This window comes from Cellvibrio sp. OA-2007 (genome assembly GCF_000953825.1).
Taxonomy (GTDB): domain Bacteria; phylum Pseudomonadota; class Gammaproteobacteria; order Pseudomonadales; family Cellvibrionaceae; genus Cellvibrio.
This window is the reverse complement of sequence record NZ_BBUL01000081.1, coordinates 1-15,694: the sequence shown is the minus strand read 5'-3', so window position 1 is coordinate 15,694 and position 15,694 is coordinate 1. Positions and strand designations below refer to the sequence as shown.

The window sequence follows — 15,694 nt, the reverse complement described above, 5'->3', positions numbered from 1 at the left end:
CTATTGGTTATGACTGTAAGAAATAGTGTTCAACCCTTTTCTCTGCGCGTCTCGCCACAGGAGATATAAGTATGGGTGTTGCTGCTACTGTAGAAAAATATTTAAAAGCAAAACAAATCAACTTCACGCTGCTGGAACACGATTATTGTGAAGGGTCATACAACACTGCACGTGTTGCCCGAATCGATGATCATTGCCTTGCCAAAGGCGTACTGCTACGCGATGAAGATTTCCATTACACACTTTGTATATTGCCAACGCGCAATAAGATCCTCCGCCACACACTGAACCAAATTTTTGATCGCCACATGGAACTAGTTGATGAAGAGGAGTTAATTGAAATATTTAAAGACTGCGCAGAAGGGGCAATCCCCGCATTAGGTGAGGCCTATGGCCTTGACGTAATTTGGGACGAGGAGCTGCTGGGCGTGGAAGAGATTTATATCGAAGCAGGTGATCATCGCCACCTTATCCGCCTTAAGCAACCCGACTTTGTACAACTGATGCAAAACAAGCTGCACGATCACTTCAGTGCTGAACGCACCCGTTTTAGCACCCTCCCCAAGAAATACATACGCCACGAATACGAACTTTAGTTACACAACGACCAATTGACGAGCATAAAAAAACCGCCTGTCGCCAGGCGGTTTTTTATGGCGCAGAATCGACCATCAATCTTTCATAGGCACCAGCACCACGCTTGGTGCATTGGCAGCACGGGCAGCATCGGCAACCGTCACATAAACGCCGGTATTAGCCGCACCACTTGCCTGAATAATTACCGCAGCCTTGGGCAGTTCAGCACGTAAGCGCTCGATGTTGGAGCGCACTGCGCGTGCGTCAACGCGACGCTCGCCCTCTTTCTCCAACAACCAAATTTGGTCGTCCGCAGAAATACGCACCAGAATGTTAGGCTCAGCATCATCCGGCGGAGGATTATTGTTTGGCTCAGGAACGTTAGGATTGATGCCTGACTCTTTCACAAAGGAAGCGGTCACAATAAAGAAGATCAGCATGATGAACACCACATCGAGCATGGGCGTCAGGTCAATCTCATTAGTATCATCGCCAGCACGGTTCTTTTTTCTGCGGCTCACTGTGGGAACTCCTCGTGTTATATAGAACGTTATAGTAAGTCTAGGGGGTAAAACATCAATTCTAGCAGTTTTGCCGAAGCAAAAACCAACCCTTTATCCGGCCAGCATAATGAATTTACGTGAAATATTCAGGCCTCCCAACTGGCAAGCTCACTTATTGACCAAACAATGAGCATCCCTCAAAAATCAGTAGTACCGTCAAAAATCAGTCACCCCTCTAGGGAACGCAAAGGTAGGACACCCGCTCACTTCTCTTGCTAGCCAGATTTCAACTCTGTTGGCTATCCACCTCTTTGGCTCCCATATATTAATCACCATACCAGCGACAAAAAACTCATTGCGACGCAAAGTTTTTCTGGCGTGCAAGCCGTAGGTTTGATGCAGCCGTGCCGCAGGACAAAACTAATTTTATGCACTCATTCAGTAAAACACGCCGAGCACCAAAAAATAATATTGGACGAAGTATCGAATAAATAAACATTGAAACCCATCAACTACACCTCGGCTCGCATCGCAACAAAAACATACATCCAGATAAAGTGGAGCGTTAAGACAACAAAGCTACATTTGTTGCAGATTCATTAGGCAAGCTAACGGCTAACCTTGCTGCGATAAAAGTTTATTTCCCTAAACACACTCACCGGGAATGAACTAATTCTCACAGTACACGGACACATGAACATCGACTAGAGATAACCGCAATAGAATATAGTTTGTATTACGCAGTCAATACAAAATCAAACTTAACTCCGCGCGATAACCTCCACCCACCAATAGGCGACCTCTAACACTCACTCTGACAGCAAACCACTCACACTACAAATCACGCTCACCTCACAAGCTTACCCACATAACTACAAATACTGCTGGCTTATAGCGATTCGAGTAAAAGCTATCCCACGGCTGATTTACATTACCCCAATCGAACGTAAAGCAAATAAGCCTCACGGGGAAAATCGCAAAGCTATCTGACAACGCAATCTGAAATTGCGTAAAGGGCACGCCCTTCACCCAAAACAAACATCTGGACAATTGCCCATAATCGCCGAATTAATATTTCTCCGATCGATAGGTATTAAATTATTAGCTTCCCTGTCGTAGCAATGAAGTAGTGAAACAGCACTTCAAACCAAAAATACAACAACCATTTAGAGCCACCAAATAACCTAAAAAAGGTTTAAAAATATCACGCTCAAATAAATATTGACCGTTACAACAACTAAAAAGCTGCGCGGCAGGATGACTTGTTTTTTCTAATGCAGAACGAAACAGTCACAAAAACTTTACTGAATTTTCAGGAAAAGACATTTTTTCACTTAAATTCATCAAAAAAGCACATTTTTATTGACTATTTAACGCAAAAAACTTGAATTTTTTTAATAAAGTTTTAACTTATACATGTTGGACTTTTTAATCCATTTATCGACTTTTCGAAAACTATAAAGGAAGCACACCATGGCTGCACGTAAACAAACCGCTGTTAATACTGTTGCAAGTTTGGAACAGCAATTGGCTCAACTGAAAGCGCAACTGACAAAAGCTCGCGCAGCTCAAGCGGCTGATGCCGGTAAAGCTGTTGCAGGTTTGGTAAAAGATGCGGCAAAAGCAACTGCTGCATTGAAAGCTGCGCAAAGTAAATTGGCTGCCGCTGCCAAGAAAAAAACCCCAGCCGCTGCGAAACAAGTTGCTGCAGCCAAGGCAGTTGTTGCTTCTGCTAAGAAAGAAGCTGCTGCTGCTAAAGCAAAAGTTGTTACTGCCAAGAAAGAGGCCGCTGCTGCTAAAGCTGCTGCCAAACTTGCTGCGGCTCATGACAAAGCAGTTGCAAAAGCAGAAGCTGCTGTTGCTAAACGCGCGAAAGCATCAGCTAAGAAAGCTGCTGCAAAAAGCAAAGTAGCTGAGAAAAAAGCGGCAGCTAAAGCCAAGTTGGCAGCTAAGAAAGCTGCTGCCAAAGCTAAATTAGCTGCTAAGAAACAAGCTGTTAAAGCTAAAGCTGCCGCGAAAAAAGCTGCTTTAAAAACCAAAGCTGCCGCTAAGAAAGCTGCTGCTAAAGCTAAAATCGCTGCAAAAAAAGCTGCAATTAAAGCAAAAGCTGCCGCCAAGAAAACCGCAGCTAAAGCCAAAGTTGCCGCCAAAAAGCCAGCTGTTAAGAAAGTTGCTGTAAAAAAAGTAGCTGCTAAAAAGCCAGTTGCAAAGAAAGCAGCAGCCAAAAAGCCAGCTGCTAAGAAAGTTGCAGTAAAAAAAGTAGCCGCTAAAAAGCCAGCTGGTACCGCACCAGCTAAACGTGGCCGCAAGCCAAAAGCTGCCGCTCCTGTAGCTGCCGCTTAACTCCAAGCACCAATAAAAAAGGCACCCTCGGGTGCCTTTTTTATTGTTAGTGCCACACAAAGAATAACTATGGAACTGAATTCTCCTGCAACACCATTTGATTGAATACATATGCATACATTATCAGGCGCTGCTCATCTGACTGGCTCACGAACTCCAGGCCATAACTAACCAACGCTCCATCTGCAAGATTATCCGTCGGATCAACACGAGACCGAATCACGCCAATTAAGGTTAGCTCTTGCCTTATGTCGCGAATGCTCACCAGCGCTTTCAACTCAAGTGTATCCCCGATTTCAGCAATGTCGTCACCCAATTCTATTCTGGTGCCACTGATACTCATATCAGATATGAAACCAGATACTTTTGTTTTTCCCTCTCTACTAATATTGGTAACATCAATTTTTTCGCGCACGGCAACACGGGTCGCACCACGAATCCCCTTAAAGGTTACGGCGTCAGGGTAACTAAGATGCAAAATTGGGTATGGATCTTGGGTTTGACTTTCAACAACACCAGCAAAAACGCCAATACCGTTATCAATCATAAAGCGTACAACTAATTTTTGTCCCGCCCGGAACCTAATCAATTTTCCGGCCTGCTTCGGCACCGAGAGCAAAACACTTCGTCCGGGCAAACATCCAATCAAACGGCAAGAAAAGCGCTCTACCTGCCCTGCCACAGCAGCAGTCTGCAATTGCAATGGATAACCATAGGTGAGTTTGAGTTCTTCAAATTTCATCGCTGCAACTACGCCGATTATTGAGATGTTATTTTAAGCAGTGTAGCAGCAGATGGCAGGATTGCTGTAAGAGCAAGGAGCAGTTGCTAATCTAGTGCTCAGACTCTGTTATATGTCGGTTTTGATTTAAGGTTTCTGCCGATAACACACCAAACTCTTTATTCCATTCCAGTAGCAGCGATGCCAAGGCTTGGGATTGTTCATGCAGCGACACTAGCTCTTCCAATGTATCCTTAGGGCCAATATATAATTTTATTTGTCGATGCTTATTGGCCAACTCATGCTGTAAGTGCTGGGATCGATAAACTTCTAGCTTCCAGCGTAGATTGTGTGCGGTATTGCGATAGTAAGTGAGCTTGGTTTGCCGAGATATTGGGGTCACAGAGTTTAATGGTCCAAATACATTGAAATCCAATGCTAGCACCATTGATTCTTTCGCCGCCGGATCAGCAATTACCGTTGCCGTCCGCGCCTGCCCCATCAGTTGCGCCAAATCACCAAACACTTCTCCCGGTGTCACATAGTTTATCAGGTCACCTTGTAATGCCTGATCCACGTAAACCGCTAACTTTCCTTTGAGTAAAAAATAGAGCCAATTACCCGTATCGCCTTTTTGCAGAACAATTTCTCCAGGAACAAAGGAAACAATACGCGAAGCTTGCAGCAACAACTCAAATTGCTTCAAGTCCTGCTGCCTGACAGATTTAAAGAATGGGATACCCGATAATAAGTGTTCTAACGTCTCTCTCGGTACCTTATGCAGAGGTTTCGTTTCCATCATCTACTCGTAATATATGTTTTTATTAATGCATCTGAGGTGATCAGGTTGGCATGAGTTTTCCCGTCTCAAAAACTCCTGCAGGTATGATACTACTGAAAATTCATATAACAACTATAAGTGAAATTATCACTGATGTACGCTCCAGTGCTTTTTTTCTATATGATATCCGGGTTGTACCATCAAAATTCAGCCTAAAGACTGGACGATACACTAAACTAAAACCACAAAGTCCCTAAAAGTATAGAGAGTAGCAAGACTATGCGCTTCAACCATCTATTCCGAGTTTTTACCAGTGTCGTATTACTTATGTTATGCCAGATCGCCCGCGCCGAGCCTATGCTCAATGGTATTGGCGTGCATCAGGAGTTGGGCCAAGAAGTATTTATTGGCGCACTCTATTCTGAATCACTCAGTAATGATGCTGATACATTAATGACCAGCGCCCAACCTATGCGCATGGAGTTAAAAATTGTGGCGCCAGATGGATTGACCACCCGCCGCTTTAGTCGCATGTGGATCGAAGGTATGGCAGTGAACAGCAAGGTAGATGTACTCACCGCTCAGGCTGACAACATGGTGAAGTTTGATGGCTTATTTAAAGGCCGCTTCCAAAAAAATGATTTCATTAGCTTTGCTAACAACCCTGGCAAAGGCGTGGATGTCGCCGTCAACGGTGTTCTGCTTGGCAATATTAGTGACAACGAATTTTTTTCTATGCTTTTATCGACCTGGATAGGAAAGATTCCTCTGTCTTCTGATTATCGCGACAGCTTGCTCAAAGTCGGTGATGTGGATGCAGGTTTACGCGGCCGTTACAGTGCAATATCGACAACTGCAGCACGTACTGCAGAAATTAAGACTTGGACCGGCACTCAAGTTGAAGTAAAAACTGCAGAGGCCTCTTCAGCTAAGTCTTCAGCAAAAGCGAAAACAGAAACTGCTGTAATAGCAAAACCTGAAGTACCCAAATTTGATGTGCCGACGATTGAAAAACCAACATTGAATATCCCAATCCCGACCACTCAAGCAGAAAAAGCTTCATCTGTTACAACTGTTGCAGCAACGAGCAGTGCCGCCGCGAAACCTGCGGTTACAGCAGCAAAACCTGTAGTTGCCGCCGCAGAAGAGGATGAAGAAGAAGGGCCAGCGCTAACAGCACAAACATTATTGGCTCGTCAATTTTATGTTTCAGATGCCATCAAAAAAATTCGAAGCAAAACCAGATACCCACAGCGAGCATTGGATCGCGGTCAAGCTGGGAACGTGCGGGTTGCAATTGTGATCGATCGTCAAGGCAACGTGCTTAGCACCAAGCTGCTGGAAAGCAGTAAATATGACATGCTAAACAAAGAGGCTCTTGATGCGCTCCAACGCTCAGCGCCATTCCCTCCATTACCAGTAGAAATAGCAGGCGCGAGATTCGAGTTTACTGTACCCATGCGCTGGGCATTGCCAGAATAGATGTTCACAGCTCTTCGCAGAGCAAAATCGCATGTATAAAAAAGCCACCCATTGCGGTGGCTTTTTTATGATATCGAGTTAACTGCAAGGCTTAGCTCAGCTGTCGCAAGCGCTGCTCGATTACCTTATGAATCCCGTTGCGCTCCAATGTCGAATGTTCAATTAAGCGATCCACATGAATTGCATGCAAATGTAAACATGGGGTTGATGCATCTAACTCACGCAAATCCCCTTTCATCAACACCGGCAAAAAGGGTTTATGGGGCGGTAACTTTTGCCGGACGATGTTTAAACCCATTTGTAGTGGCACCGCGCGATATTTAACCGTGCCACTGCGAAAAGGAATCCGCAGAAACAAACAGGGGCGCGATTGATAGACGCCGGGAATTATTTCCATCCCTGTGGGGGTAACCGCACTAGAGGGTATGCCGTTAAAAGTATCGTGCGGCATATAAGGATTAGGCAAAATAACCAACTTTCTATCTTCTTCTTTAGGAAAAAAAATATTGTAGTTAGTGTAGAGTTGATCTACCGAGCTGGAATAAACACAGAGTTTGTTTTCAAACCCCATAACAAAATCCACCGCACGCTGGCGTTGGTTAAAGGCATCCAGATCCCAAATAAGATCCTTATTATCGGAAGTTGCGGTCAAGGCAGAACCTGTTTTGATTAATAATGAATAGGTTGAGTATAGCTGAGTAGACTCTCGCTAACACTCAGCTTAGCAATCCAGCGCCTTCACTTCTTCCAAAATCCAGCGAATTTGTGCCAAGCCCTTCTCGCTTAATAAAAAGCCTGTGCGGGTGTGACCAAGATATTCCTTTTCATCTATAGCGACGCAGGCATCGCGAAAGGGCTCTAGCTCAGGGCAGTGACGAAAGGATGAGGACAAAAAAATCGCCCAGTCATTTTCACTTGCCTGCCCCACCAAAATATTTTGCAAGAGCCGTATCAAGTCTGCCCGGCCCATTTGGTAGTGCGGTGTTTTTACCCAAAGCAAAACACTTATCACACCCAGAAATACTACCAATGTGCCAATAAACACTAGCATAGATATTAATGCTCGCGAGTTGCCCGGAAGACCACCTCAGGGTGGCGCTCTTGAGTGAGCGATAAATTCACCCGCGATGGCGCGAGGTAAGTGAGATGACCGCCGCCATCCAATGCCAAATTTTCAGCACACTTACGTTTAAACTCTTCCAGTTTTTTGAAGTCGGTACAATCGCACCAGCGCGCCGTGGTCACATTCACCGGCTCATAGATCGCTTCAACTTTGTATTCATCTTTCAACCGGTAAGCGACCACTTCAAACTGCAGCACACCAACTGCCCCTACAACAATGTCATTGTTGTTAACGGGGAAAAATACTTGCGTAGAACCCTCTTCTGACAACTGCTGCAAACCTTTTTGCAACTGTTTCATTTTAAGCGGATCTTTCAGGCGTATACGGCGAAATAATTCTGGCGCGAAGTGCGGAATACCAGTGAATTTCAAGCCTTCACCTTCGGTAAAGGTATCGCCAATTTGAATCGTGCCGTGATTGTGCAGGCCGATAATATCCCCCGCAATTGCCTCTTCGACCGCACTGCGGTCGCCCGCCATAAAGGTCACCGCATCGGCGATTTTTACATCCTTGCCCAAACGCACGTGCTTCATTTTCATACCCTGCGAATAGGTGCCGGAACAGATACGCATAAAGGCAATACGGTCGCGATGTTTAGGATCCATGTTGGCCTGGATTTTAAACACAAATCCGCTAAATTTTTCTTCACTCGGCTCAACCACACGCTCATGAGTAGCGCGCGCGCGCGGTGTTGGCGCCCACTCGACAAAACCATCGAGCATTTCGCGCACACCAAAGTTACCCAAGGCCGTACCAAAAAATACCGGCGTCATTCGCCCGGCAAGATATTCTTCTAAATCAAATTGATTAGTTGCACCGCGCACAAAATCAATTTGGTCGCGAACGTCCTGCGCATAAGCGCCCAACAACTTAGTCGCTTCATCGCTATCCAAGCCTTTAATTTGGATATCATCGGGAATGGTGTGCCCCATACCCTGCTGATAAACATGAATAACATCGGTGTAAAAATTGTAAACGCCGACAAATTCTTTGCCGCTGCCCAAGGGCCAGTTAATCGGTGCCGCAGAAATTTTTAATACACTTTCAATTTCATCGAGCAACTCAACGGCATCGCGGCTTTCGCGATCCATTTTGTTGATGAAAGTTAAAATTGGCGTGTCGCGCAGACGGCATACTTCCATCAATTTGATGGTGCGATCTTCAACACCTTTGGCGCCGTCGATCATCATCAATACCGAGTCCACTGCAGTGAGTGTGCGATAAGTATCTTCCGAGAAATCTTCATGGCCGGGGGTATCGAGTAAATTGACGATGCGGTCTTTGTAGGGAAACTGCATCACCGATGAGGTTACCGAAATTCCACGCTCTTGCTCCATGGTCATCCAGTCTGATTTGGCATGGGGGCCGCGTTTGCCCTTAACCGAACCAGCTAATTGAATGGCATTACCCCACAACAATAACTTTTCAGTTACCGTGGTTTTACCGGCATCCGGGTGGGAAATAATCGCAAAGGTGCGACGCTTGGCAAGCTCAGCAGTTAAATTAATCATAAAAATATCGCGCTAAAAGACAAAGAATAAAAAAGATGAGAAAAAATGTGCGGGAATTATACCCTGCGGGCGCTCACTTAGTGGCTAACGCCGGGGGAGAATTATTAGCGTGCTATGGCTCGGCAGAAGCCGTCTGCTGCTGAATATGCTTGCGCAGCCACAACCATGCCCAGAGGCCGAGCAAAAAATTAGCCAGTGCAGTGGCGATGAAAAGACCTGTTATGCCCCACCAGTGCTGCCCCAACCATGCGAGTGGTAGATACACGTAAAGTACCCGTCCGGCCGAAATAATCATCGCCGGCCAGGGGTGGCCTAATCCATTAAACGCGGCATTAACAGCCATCACCAAACCATAGGCGCCGTAGCTAATCGGCACAATCATTAAATAGGTTGCAGTGATGGTCACTACTTCGGCGTGACCGCCAAACACTCCGGCGATTTCGGCTCCAAACACACCAAGAATCAATGCCAACAACAAACCAAATACCAAACAAAAAACCGTGAGCACTCGCAGCGCGTCATAGAGCCGCTCTAATTTTCCTGCACCAAAGTTTTGCCCGAAAAAAGGCCCGACCACACCGGAGAGCGCATAAAACACAATTAACGCCAGCGGCTCGATACGCATAGCAATACCCAATGCGGCCACTGCATCTGTGCCATAGGCCGCTACCATCGCGACCACAATAGCGCTCGCAAACGGAATAATCACATTGGCAACCATTGCAGGTAGCCCGACTTCTACAATCGTCATCCATGAATGTTTTAACTTTTCCCAGGGCAAAAATGGATTGACCAGCATATGTACGCGCGTGTGCAAAATATACAGCGCCACCACCAGCATCAGTACTCGAGTGATCAGAGTGGCCAGCGCTGCGCCCTGTAATCCCAGCGCGGGAAAACCAAACAGACCAAAAATCAAGATGGGATCGAGCATCACATTCAGTAGTGCAGCGCCGCCCATTAAATAGCCTTGCACCTGACTCATTCCCATTGCACGCAGGGCCGACAAACACACCATGGGCACCAGTAAACAGGGTGCACTGAAATACCAAATGGACATGTAAGAGCGGATCAATGGAATTAAATCTGGTGTTGCGCCCAGTGCAAAAAACAGTGGTTCGAGAGTGAGCCAGCCCAGTAAACAGACGCTGGCAGAAATGATAAAGGTCAGGCTCATGGCATCAGTAGCAAGCCGACGCGCCTTATTCGAATCACCCTCGCCTATAGCTCTGGCTACCGCCGATGAAGTGCCAGCGCCCAAGCCAATCCCTAAACTGGTGAGCACCATGATCACAGGAAAGGTAAAGCTGAGCGCGGCGAGCGGCTCACGCCCTAACTGAGCGATAAAAAAAGTTTCTATCGCATTGAGCGACATGGTCGCCATCAAGCCCCAAACCAGCGGCAACGCGAGGATTTTTAGCTGTTCAGAGACCCGTCCTTCGGTGAGAGTTGCTTGTAAGGGGGTTGCCATAAACACTGCCGGATGTTGTAACCAGAAAAATATGATCAAAAAATGGCGTGCAGTATACACCAGTCCCCTCACCGCGCCCTGCCCAAGCAATAACCAAGCGCGACAAAGTGTCGCACTCAGATATGGTTGATTAGCACTTTGCGCGGCCTCAGTTCGCTATAATCAAACACTGATCCCTACTGACGTATCGATTGCCAATGCCCAATAAACCCATCATCAATCCTCCTTTTACGCTGGCTGATCACGCGCAGCATCTGGGCTATTGGGTGATTATCCGCACGTTAATTTTGATTTGCCTTGGCATTGCGGTGGTAATTTTTTTGTGGGATGGCACGGTCAATCTGCCGTTTAGCGAAATTCTTACTGCGCTGGTGATTTTAACCAGCGTCAATCTGCTTACGTTTATGCGCCTACGCAAACCCTTGCCGGTCGCCCAGCTGGAATTTTTTATCCAGTTATTGGTGGATTTAGCCTGTTTGAGCGCCGTGTTTTATTTTAGTGGCGGCGCGAACAATCCTTTTGTGTCTTATTTTCTGGTGCCTATTTGTATTTGTGCGGCAACCTTAAGTGGCACTTACACCCTGGCGATTGCTGGTTTGAGTGTGCTGAGTTATTCGCTGTTATTATTTTTTCACATCCCGCTGCCAATCCTCTCGCCACACCATCATCAAGCCGACAATTCTATCAACCTGCATGTGATGGGCATGTGGCTGAACTTTTTTATCAGCGCCTGTTTGATTACCTATTTTATTGTGAAAATGGCACGCGATCTGCGCGCACAAGAAGCGCAATTAAATCGCTGGCGCGAAGATCAGTTGCGCGATGAGCAGGTCATGGCAGTTGCCACACTCGCAGCGGGAACTGCCCATGAACTGGGCACACCTTTATCTACCATGAAACTTTTACTTAGCGAACTGCGCACCGAGTATCAGCAAGTAGAGCCGCTGCAAAACGACTTAAAACTTTTACAAGACCAGGTAAACCAGTGCGCTAATACCTTGCGCGAATTAGTTGCTACTGCAGAGCACACCAAAGATGGGCAATTACCGAGCGAAGATATTGGCAGCTACTGCGCAAGCCTAATTGAACGCTGGAAAATTATGCGCCCGGATGTGATTGCCCGTATTCATCTTGCCGATCACAACACCAATAAGGGCACCAACACCGATATTCGCGCGCAGTTTCATCCCACTATCGCGCAGGCCATTATTAATTTATTAAACAATGCCGCCGATGCCAGCCCGCAAGAAATTGACATTGAAATTAATTGGGACGAACAAAAACTTATCTGGATAATTAAAGATATGGGTGCAGGTATTGCTGAAGAGGTCACCGCTCATCTCGGAAAATCGTTTATCTCAACCAAAACCAAAGGGCTGGGTATTGGTTTGCTGCTCACGCAAGCGACGATTAACCGCTATGGCGGCACTGTATCACTGCACAACCGCATACCGCGCGGCACCATTACACAACTCACTTTGCCCATCACGCGTGGTACATCTATCGAGCCAAATACACTATGAGTGCGACCACAACAGATTTTTTAATTGTCGATGATGATCCGACTCTAGCAGGCATGCTTGAGCGCGTATTGCAGAGACGCGGCTTTTCAACAAAATCGGGCAGCGATGCAGCTCAGGCATTACAATTAATAAGCAATACCCAGTTTGCACGGGCAATTGTCGATTTAAAACTGGGCAATGATTCCGGCCTACAGTTAATTCGCGAATTAAAATTGCGTCAGCCCAATATCGCAATTGTGATGCTGACTGGCTATTCCAGTATTTCAACCGCCGTAGAAGCAGTAAAACTGGGGGCAGTAAATTATTTGTGTAAACCGGCTGATGCCGATGAAATTCTTGCGGCCTTCGGCGAACAAAAATTATCGGCAGTTTCAGAGGCAAACTATACGCCGCTCTCGATTGATCGTTTGGAGTGGGAACACATACAAAAAATACTGCAGGAAAATGATGGCAATATCTCAGCCACTGCGAGAGCGCTAGGTATGCATCGCCGCACACTGCAGCGAAAATTACACAAGCGTCCGGTAAAACAATAACAAGATAAGCTGTCTATAAAAGCTGTCGCGCCATCAAGATGGCATCTTCGTGGCCATTTGCTGTTGGATAATAATTTTTGCGCTGGCCGACTTCAAAAAAATCTTCGCGCTCATAAAGTGCAATCGCCTTACGGTTAGATCTACGCACTTCCAGAAATAACATGTCCGCTTTTTCTTTTACGCAATTCACTGCATGAGACAGTAAGGTTTGACCTATTCCTTTGCGCTGATAATTAGGCGCGACAGAAATATTCAACAACTCTGCATCGCCACCGCCATGGGTAACAACCACATACCCCACTAAAATACCCTTATATTCTGCCAACCAACACTTTTGCCTGCCATTCAAACAATCTTCAAAACTGGATTGCCGCCACGGATGCGAATGCGCGCTGCGCTCCAACAGCATTACTTGCGAAATATCCTCGGCGGTAATTAGGCGAAAATCTAGTGTCATGCCCGTATAGGTTTCGCACACCAGAGAAAGATCTTCAGTCATGACATTAACTTCAACATAAGCAGCAATTGATGCAGGAGTAGATTATGGCAAACAAGCCCATAACTTGGATTTTTGCGCGGGATTTTGTAGCAACTGATTAAGGCTAGGTAAAATCAACGCCTGTAGCGGTAAATCATTGATAGATTGAATTGTCCAACATACTGCTGACCAATCACTGCCAGATTCCAGCCAGTAACGCGCAGCGTTATCGCCCATTAACCATAGCGTCTGAATAGGTCGCAATTCATTTTCTACCGCAAGCCAGGTCTGCAATTCATTGCGCGCATCATCTTCTGTGCGCGATACAAAGCGATTTTCAATCATCGGCCAGCGTAAAGTCTCTTCAGCCAGTGTAAATTGACTCGCTTTTAAATGAGCGCGCAAAAGATTATTGAGCAGTAATTCTGTCGGCAATGCCAAGGCCGTATTTCGCGTATCGACAATTAAAAAACCCGCTTGCGGCCGATACACACTCAGCGAAAAAGGCTGGACGACAGGCGCTTTTTTTTCTTCTAACTGCTGCAGAATCGAAGCCGCATTGATTGCTAAAGGCGCTTTTTTGGGTTCTTCTATATCGACAATCGCCGTTAATAACTCAGAGGCCGAATTATTACTTTCTATACGGCTATCAATTGCGGTCGTTACAGAAGGCGCTATTGTTGCCACTGGATCGACGACAGGAATATCAAATGCCGGCATCACACAGGCAATAGATACAGGTGCAGAAGGCAATAACCACCGCGGGGCATAGTTTTCTATGCCGAGCGCAGATAAGTAAGCTTGCCGCTGTAACTCATTCATAAACAGCTCAGATTCCGTCGCGTTGCGGATGCGCTTTAGCCGCATGTGCACTGAGCAAGTTAAGCGCATGCAAATAGGCTTTTGCTGATGCGGTGACAATATCCGTATCTGCACCAACGCCATTTACAATTTGACCATCGTGCTCCAAACGCACGGTTACATCGCCCAACGAATCAGTGCCTTGGGTAATCGCATTCACCGAGTAGAGTTTTAAATTCGAGCCACTCTTGACCAAACTTTCTATCGCTTTAAACGTCGCATCAACTGGACCTGAGCCAATCGCTTCAGCCGTTACAGATTTACCATCAATTTTTACTTCGACCGTTGCGCGAGGGCTCTGGCCAGTTTTGCACACAACTTCCATCGCCCCCAACTCATATACATCCACCAAAGTGTGAGAGTGAGCATGACTGACGAGTGACTGCAGGTCTTCATCAAAGATTTCGTGTTTTTTATCGGCCAAATCTTTAAATTTTACAAAGGCTGCATTGAGTGCATCATTATCCGCAAAACTAATACCCAGTGCTTCAAACCTCGTCTTAACTGCTGCACGACCAGAGTGTTTACCCAAAACTAATTTATTAGTATTCCAGCCCACATCTTCTGCACGCATAATTTCATAGGTTTCACGATGTTTTAAAATACCATCCTGATGAATACCTGACTCGTGTGCAAATGCGTTTGCACCAACAATGGCTTTATTAGGCTGCACCGGGAAACCGGTAATACTGGACACCAAGCGCGATGTGGGAACAATGTGGCTAATATCAATTTGGGTCTCAACAGGCATTAAATCTTTGCGTGTTTTAACTGCCATTACAATTTCTTCCAATGCAGCATTCCCAGCACGCTCACCCAAGCCATTAATTGTGCACTCAACTTGTCGCGCACCGTGCATGACCGCAGAAAGTGAATTTGCTACGGCGAGACCGAGATCATTATGGCAATGGGTTGAAAAAATAGCTTTATCAGAATTGGGGATTGCCTCAATCAAACGGCGAAATAACAATCCATATTCGCCAGGCTCACCGTACCCAACCGTATCAGGTAAATTAATAGTGCGCGCACCGGCATTAATAACCGACTCAATAATGCGGCACATAAAATCAAATTCGGAACGACTGGCATCTTCGAGGGAAAACTCAACATCATCGGTCAATTGACGCGCTAATTTAATCGCCGCAACTGCCTGCTCCAATACTTTGGGCGGCTCCATTTGCAGCTTGTATTTCATATGAATCGGAGAGGTTGCGATAAACGTATGAATACGCCCGGAGTTTGCAGGTTTAATCGCTTCACCCGCGCGCTCAATATCACCCTTAATTGCACGAGCCAAACTGCAGACGGTTGAGTCTTTAATCACTTCAGCAACAGCTCGTACTGACTCAAAATCGCCTTGGCTGGCAATTGCAAATCCCGCCTCGATGACATCGACATGCATCTTCTCTAACATCTTTGCAATGCGCACCTTCTCGTCGCGTGTCATCGACGCACCGGGACTTTGTTCGCCATCACGCAAAGTTGTATCGAAAATTACAAGCTTATCTTTTTGAGTCATCGGTATTTACTCGAGAGAAATTTTGACAATTATAGATCAATACAAAAGCAATAAGTATTAACGTGGGCACCCAATCAGCCCGGAAGGAAAGTTTGGAAGAAAAATAAAATAAGAGCCAAAAGTTATCGCGGCTAAAAACCAAAAAGTTTTCGTCAAACGAAAAAGACGGGCATAAAAAAACGCCCTGCAGATAATTCTACAGGGCGTTTTTAGTATTAGAAGCTTGACGATGACCTACTCTCACATGGGGAGACCCCACACTACCA

Annotated in this window: 15 protein-coding genes; 5 read left to right on the top strand and 10 right to left on the bottom strand. The window is 46.0% G+C overall.

Annotated elements, in window-relative coordinates:
• Positions 1-71 precede the first annotated feature (71 nt).
• Complete coding sequence (locus tag AWU77_RS05760) at positions 72-596, top strand: aminoacyl-tRNA deacylase (protein ID WP_062060246.1); 525 nt, start codon at positions 72-74, stop codon at positions 594-596.
• Between the two features lie 75 nt (positions 597-671).
• Here AWU77_RS05760 and AWU77_RS05755 read toward each other — a convergent pair whose 3' ends face one another.
• Positions 672-1,097 (bottom strand): biopolymer transporter ExbD, encoded by a 426-nt coding sequence (locus tag AWU77_RS05755; RefSeq protein ID WP_062060244.1) that lies wholly within the window; start codon positions 1,095-1,097, stop codon positions 672-674.
• Between the two features lie 1,455 nt (positions 1,098-2,552).
• Here AWU77_RS05755 and AWU77_RS05750 point away from each other — a divergent pair.
• Positions 2,553-3,422, top strand: a complete 870-nt coding sequence (locus tag AWU77_RS05750) for a hypothetical protein (RefSeq protein WP_062060242.1) — start codon at positions 2,553-2,555, stop codon at positions 3,420-3,422.
• A gap of 67 nt (positions 3,423-3,489) precedes the next feature.
• Here AWU77_RS05750 and AWU77_RS05745 read toward each other — a convergent pair whose 3' ends face one another.
• Complete coding sequence (locus tag AWU77_RS05745; protein ID WP_062060240.1) at positions 3,490-4,164, bottom strand: flagellar brake protein; 675 nt, start codon at positions 4,162-4,164, stop codon at positions 3,490-3,492.
• Positions 4,165-4,255: 91 nt separating this feature from the next.
• The gene (locus AWU77_RS05740) at positions 4,256-4,942 is read right to left on the bottom strand and encodes a cyclic nucleotide-binding domain-containing protein (RefSeq protein WP_062060238.1); all 687 of its coding nucleotides are present in this window, start codon (positions 4,940-4,942) and stop codon (positions 4,256-4,258) included.
• A gap of 261 nt (positions 4,943-5,203) precedes the next feature.
• Between AWU77_RS05740 and AWU77_RS05735 the strand changes: the two genes are divergently transcribed.
• The gene (locus tag AWU77_RS05735; protein WP_084618118.1) at positions 5,204-6,406 is read left to right on the top strand and encodes a TonB family protein; all 1,203 of its coding nucleotides are present in this window, start codon (positions 5,204-5,206) and stop codon (positions 6,404-6,406) included.
• 91 nt (positions 6,407-6,497) lie between these two features.
• On the opposite strand, the gene AWU77_RS05730 is transcribed toward AWU77_RS05735, so the two are convergent.
• The 4 genes from AWU77_RS05730 to AWU77_RS05715 all read right to left on the bottom strand — a co-directional run bounded on the left by AWU77_RS05730 (position 6,498) and on the right by AWU77_RS05715 (position 10,511).
• Positions 6,498-7,058, bottom strand: coding sequence for a hypothetical protein (locus AWU77_RS05730; RefSeq protein WP_062060234.1), 561 nt, complete (start codon positions 7,056-7,058; stop codon positions 6,498-6,500).
• Positions 7,059-7,127: 69 nt separating this feature from the next.
• Positions 7,128-7,457: a hypothetical protein gene (locus AWU77_RS05725; protein WP_062060232.1), complete on the bottom strand. Its 330-nt coding sequence runs from the start codon at positions 7,455-7,457 to the stop codon at positions 7,128-7,130.
• Positions 7,458-7,462: 5 nt separating this feature from the next.
• Positions 7,463-9,040, bottom strand: coding sequence for a peptide chain release factor 3 (locus tag AWU77_RS05720; protein ID WP_062060230.1), 1,578 nt, complete (start codon positions 9,038-9,040; stop codon positions 7,463-7,465).
• Positions 9,041-9,152: 112 nt separating this feature from the next.
• Positions 9,153-10,511, bottom strand: a complete 1,359-nt coding sequence (locus tag AWU77_RS05715) for an MATE family efflux transporter (RefSeq protein WP_062060355.1) — start codon at positions 10,509-10,511, stop codon at positions 9,153-9,155.
• A 197-nt stretch (positions 10,512-10,708) separates the two neighbouring features.
• Here AWU77_RS05715 and AWU77_RS05710 point away from each other — a divergent pair, with 197 nt between their 5' ends.
• Complete coding sequence (locus AWU77_RS05710; RefSeq protein WP_062060228.1) at positions 10,709-12,034, top strand: ATP-binding protein; 1,326 nt, start codon at positions 10,709-10,711, stop codon at positions 12,032-12,034.
• Entirely contained in the window at positions 12,031-12,570 is a 540-nt protein-coding gene (locus tag AWU77_RS05705; RefSeq protein ID WP_062060226.1) for a response regulator transcription factor, read from the top strand. The genes AWU77_RS05710 and AWU77_RS05705 overlap by 4 nt, the downstream gene beginning before the upstream one ends.
• Positions 12,571-12,583: 13 nt before the next feature.
• On the opposite strand, the gene rimI is transcribed toward AWU77_RS05705, so the two are convergent.
• From rimI to AWU77_RS05690, 3 genes are read right to left on the bottom strand one after another with little or no spacing between them, the layout of a single operon-like run.
• Positions 12,584-13,069, bottom strand: a complete 486-nt coding sequence (gene rimI / locus AWU77_RS05700) for a ribosomal protein S18-alanine N-acetyltransferase (protein WP_062060224.1) — start codon at positions 13,067-13,069, stop codon at positions 12,584-12,586.
• Positions 13,070-13,111: 42 nt separating this feature from the next.
• Entirely contained in the window at positions 13,112-13,870 is a 759-nt protein-coding gene (locus AWU77_RS05695) for a hypothetical protein (protein WP_062060222.1), read from the bottom strand.
• Positions 13,871-13,877: 7 nt separating this feature from the next.
• On the bottom strand, positions 13,878-15,428 hold the full coding sequence (locus AWU77_RS05690; protein ID WP_062060220.1) for a 2-isopropylmalate synthase: 1,551 nt from the start codon (positions 15,426-15,428) through the stop codon (positions 13,878-13,880).
• Positions 15,429-15,694 lie beyond the last annotated feature (266 nt).

Excerpts from the sequence above, each read along its gene's own strand:
- AWU77_RS05760 (WP_062060246.1), top strand. The coding sequence starts at position 72 with ATGGGTGTTGCTGCTACTGTAGAAAAATATTTAAAAGCAAAACAAATC.
- AWU77_RS05750 (WP_062060242.1), top strand. The coding sequence starts at position 2,553 with ATGGCTGCACGTAAACAAACCGCTGTTAATACTGTTGCAAGTTTGGAA.
- AWU77_RS05745 (WP_062060240.1), bottom strand. The coding sequence starts at position 4,164 with ATGAAATTTGAAGAACTCAAACTCACCTATGGTTATCCATTGCAATTG.
- AWU77_RS05740 (WP_062060238.1), bottom strand. The coding sequence starts at position 4,942 with ATGGAAACGAAACCTCTGCATAAGGTACCGAGAGAGACGTTAGAACAC.
- AWU77_RS05735 (WP_084618118.1), top strand. The coding sequence starts at position 5,204 with ATGCGCTTCAACCATCTATTCCGAGTTTTTACCAGTGTCGTATTACTT.
- AWU77_RS05725 (WP_062060232.1), bottom strand. The coding sequence starts at position 7,457 with ATGCTAGTGTTTATTGGCACATTGGTAGTATTTCTGGGTGTGATAAGT.
- AWU77_RS05720 (WP_062060230.1), bottom strand. The coding sequence starts at position 9,040 with ATGATTAATTTAACTGCTGAGCTTGCCAAGCGTCGCACCTTTGCGATT.
- AWU77_RS05715 (WP_062060355.1), bottom strand. The coding sequence starts at position 10,511 with ATGGCAACCCCCTTACAAGCAACTCTCACCGAAGGACGGGTCTCTGAA.
- AWU77_RS05710 (WP_062060228.1), top strand. The coding sequence starts at position 10,709 with ATGCCCAATAAACCCATCATCAATCCTCCTTTTACGCTGGCTGATCAC.
- AWU77_RS05705 (WP_062060226.1), top strand. The coding sequence starts at position 12,031 with ATGAGTGCGACCACAACAGATTTTTTAATTGTCGATGATGATCCGACT.
- rimI (WP_062060224.1), bottom strand. The coding sequence starts at position 13,069 with ATGACTGAAGATCTTTCTCTGGTGTGCGAAACCTATACGGGCATGACA.
- AWU77_RS05695 (WP_062060222.1), bottom strand. The coding sequence starts at position 13,870 with ATGAATGAGTTACAGCGGCAAGCTTACTTATCTGCGCTCGGCATAGAA.
- AWU77_RS05690 (WP_062060220.1), bottom strand. The coding sequence starts at position 15,428 with ATGACTCAAAAAGATAAGCTTGTAATTTTCGATACAACTTTGCGTGAT.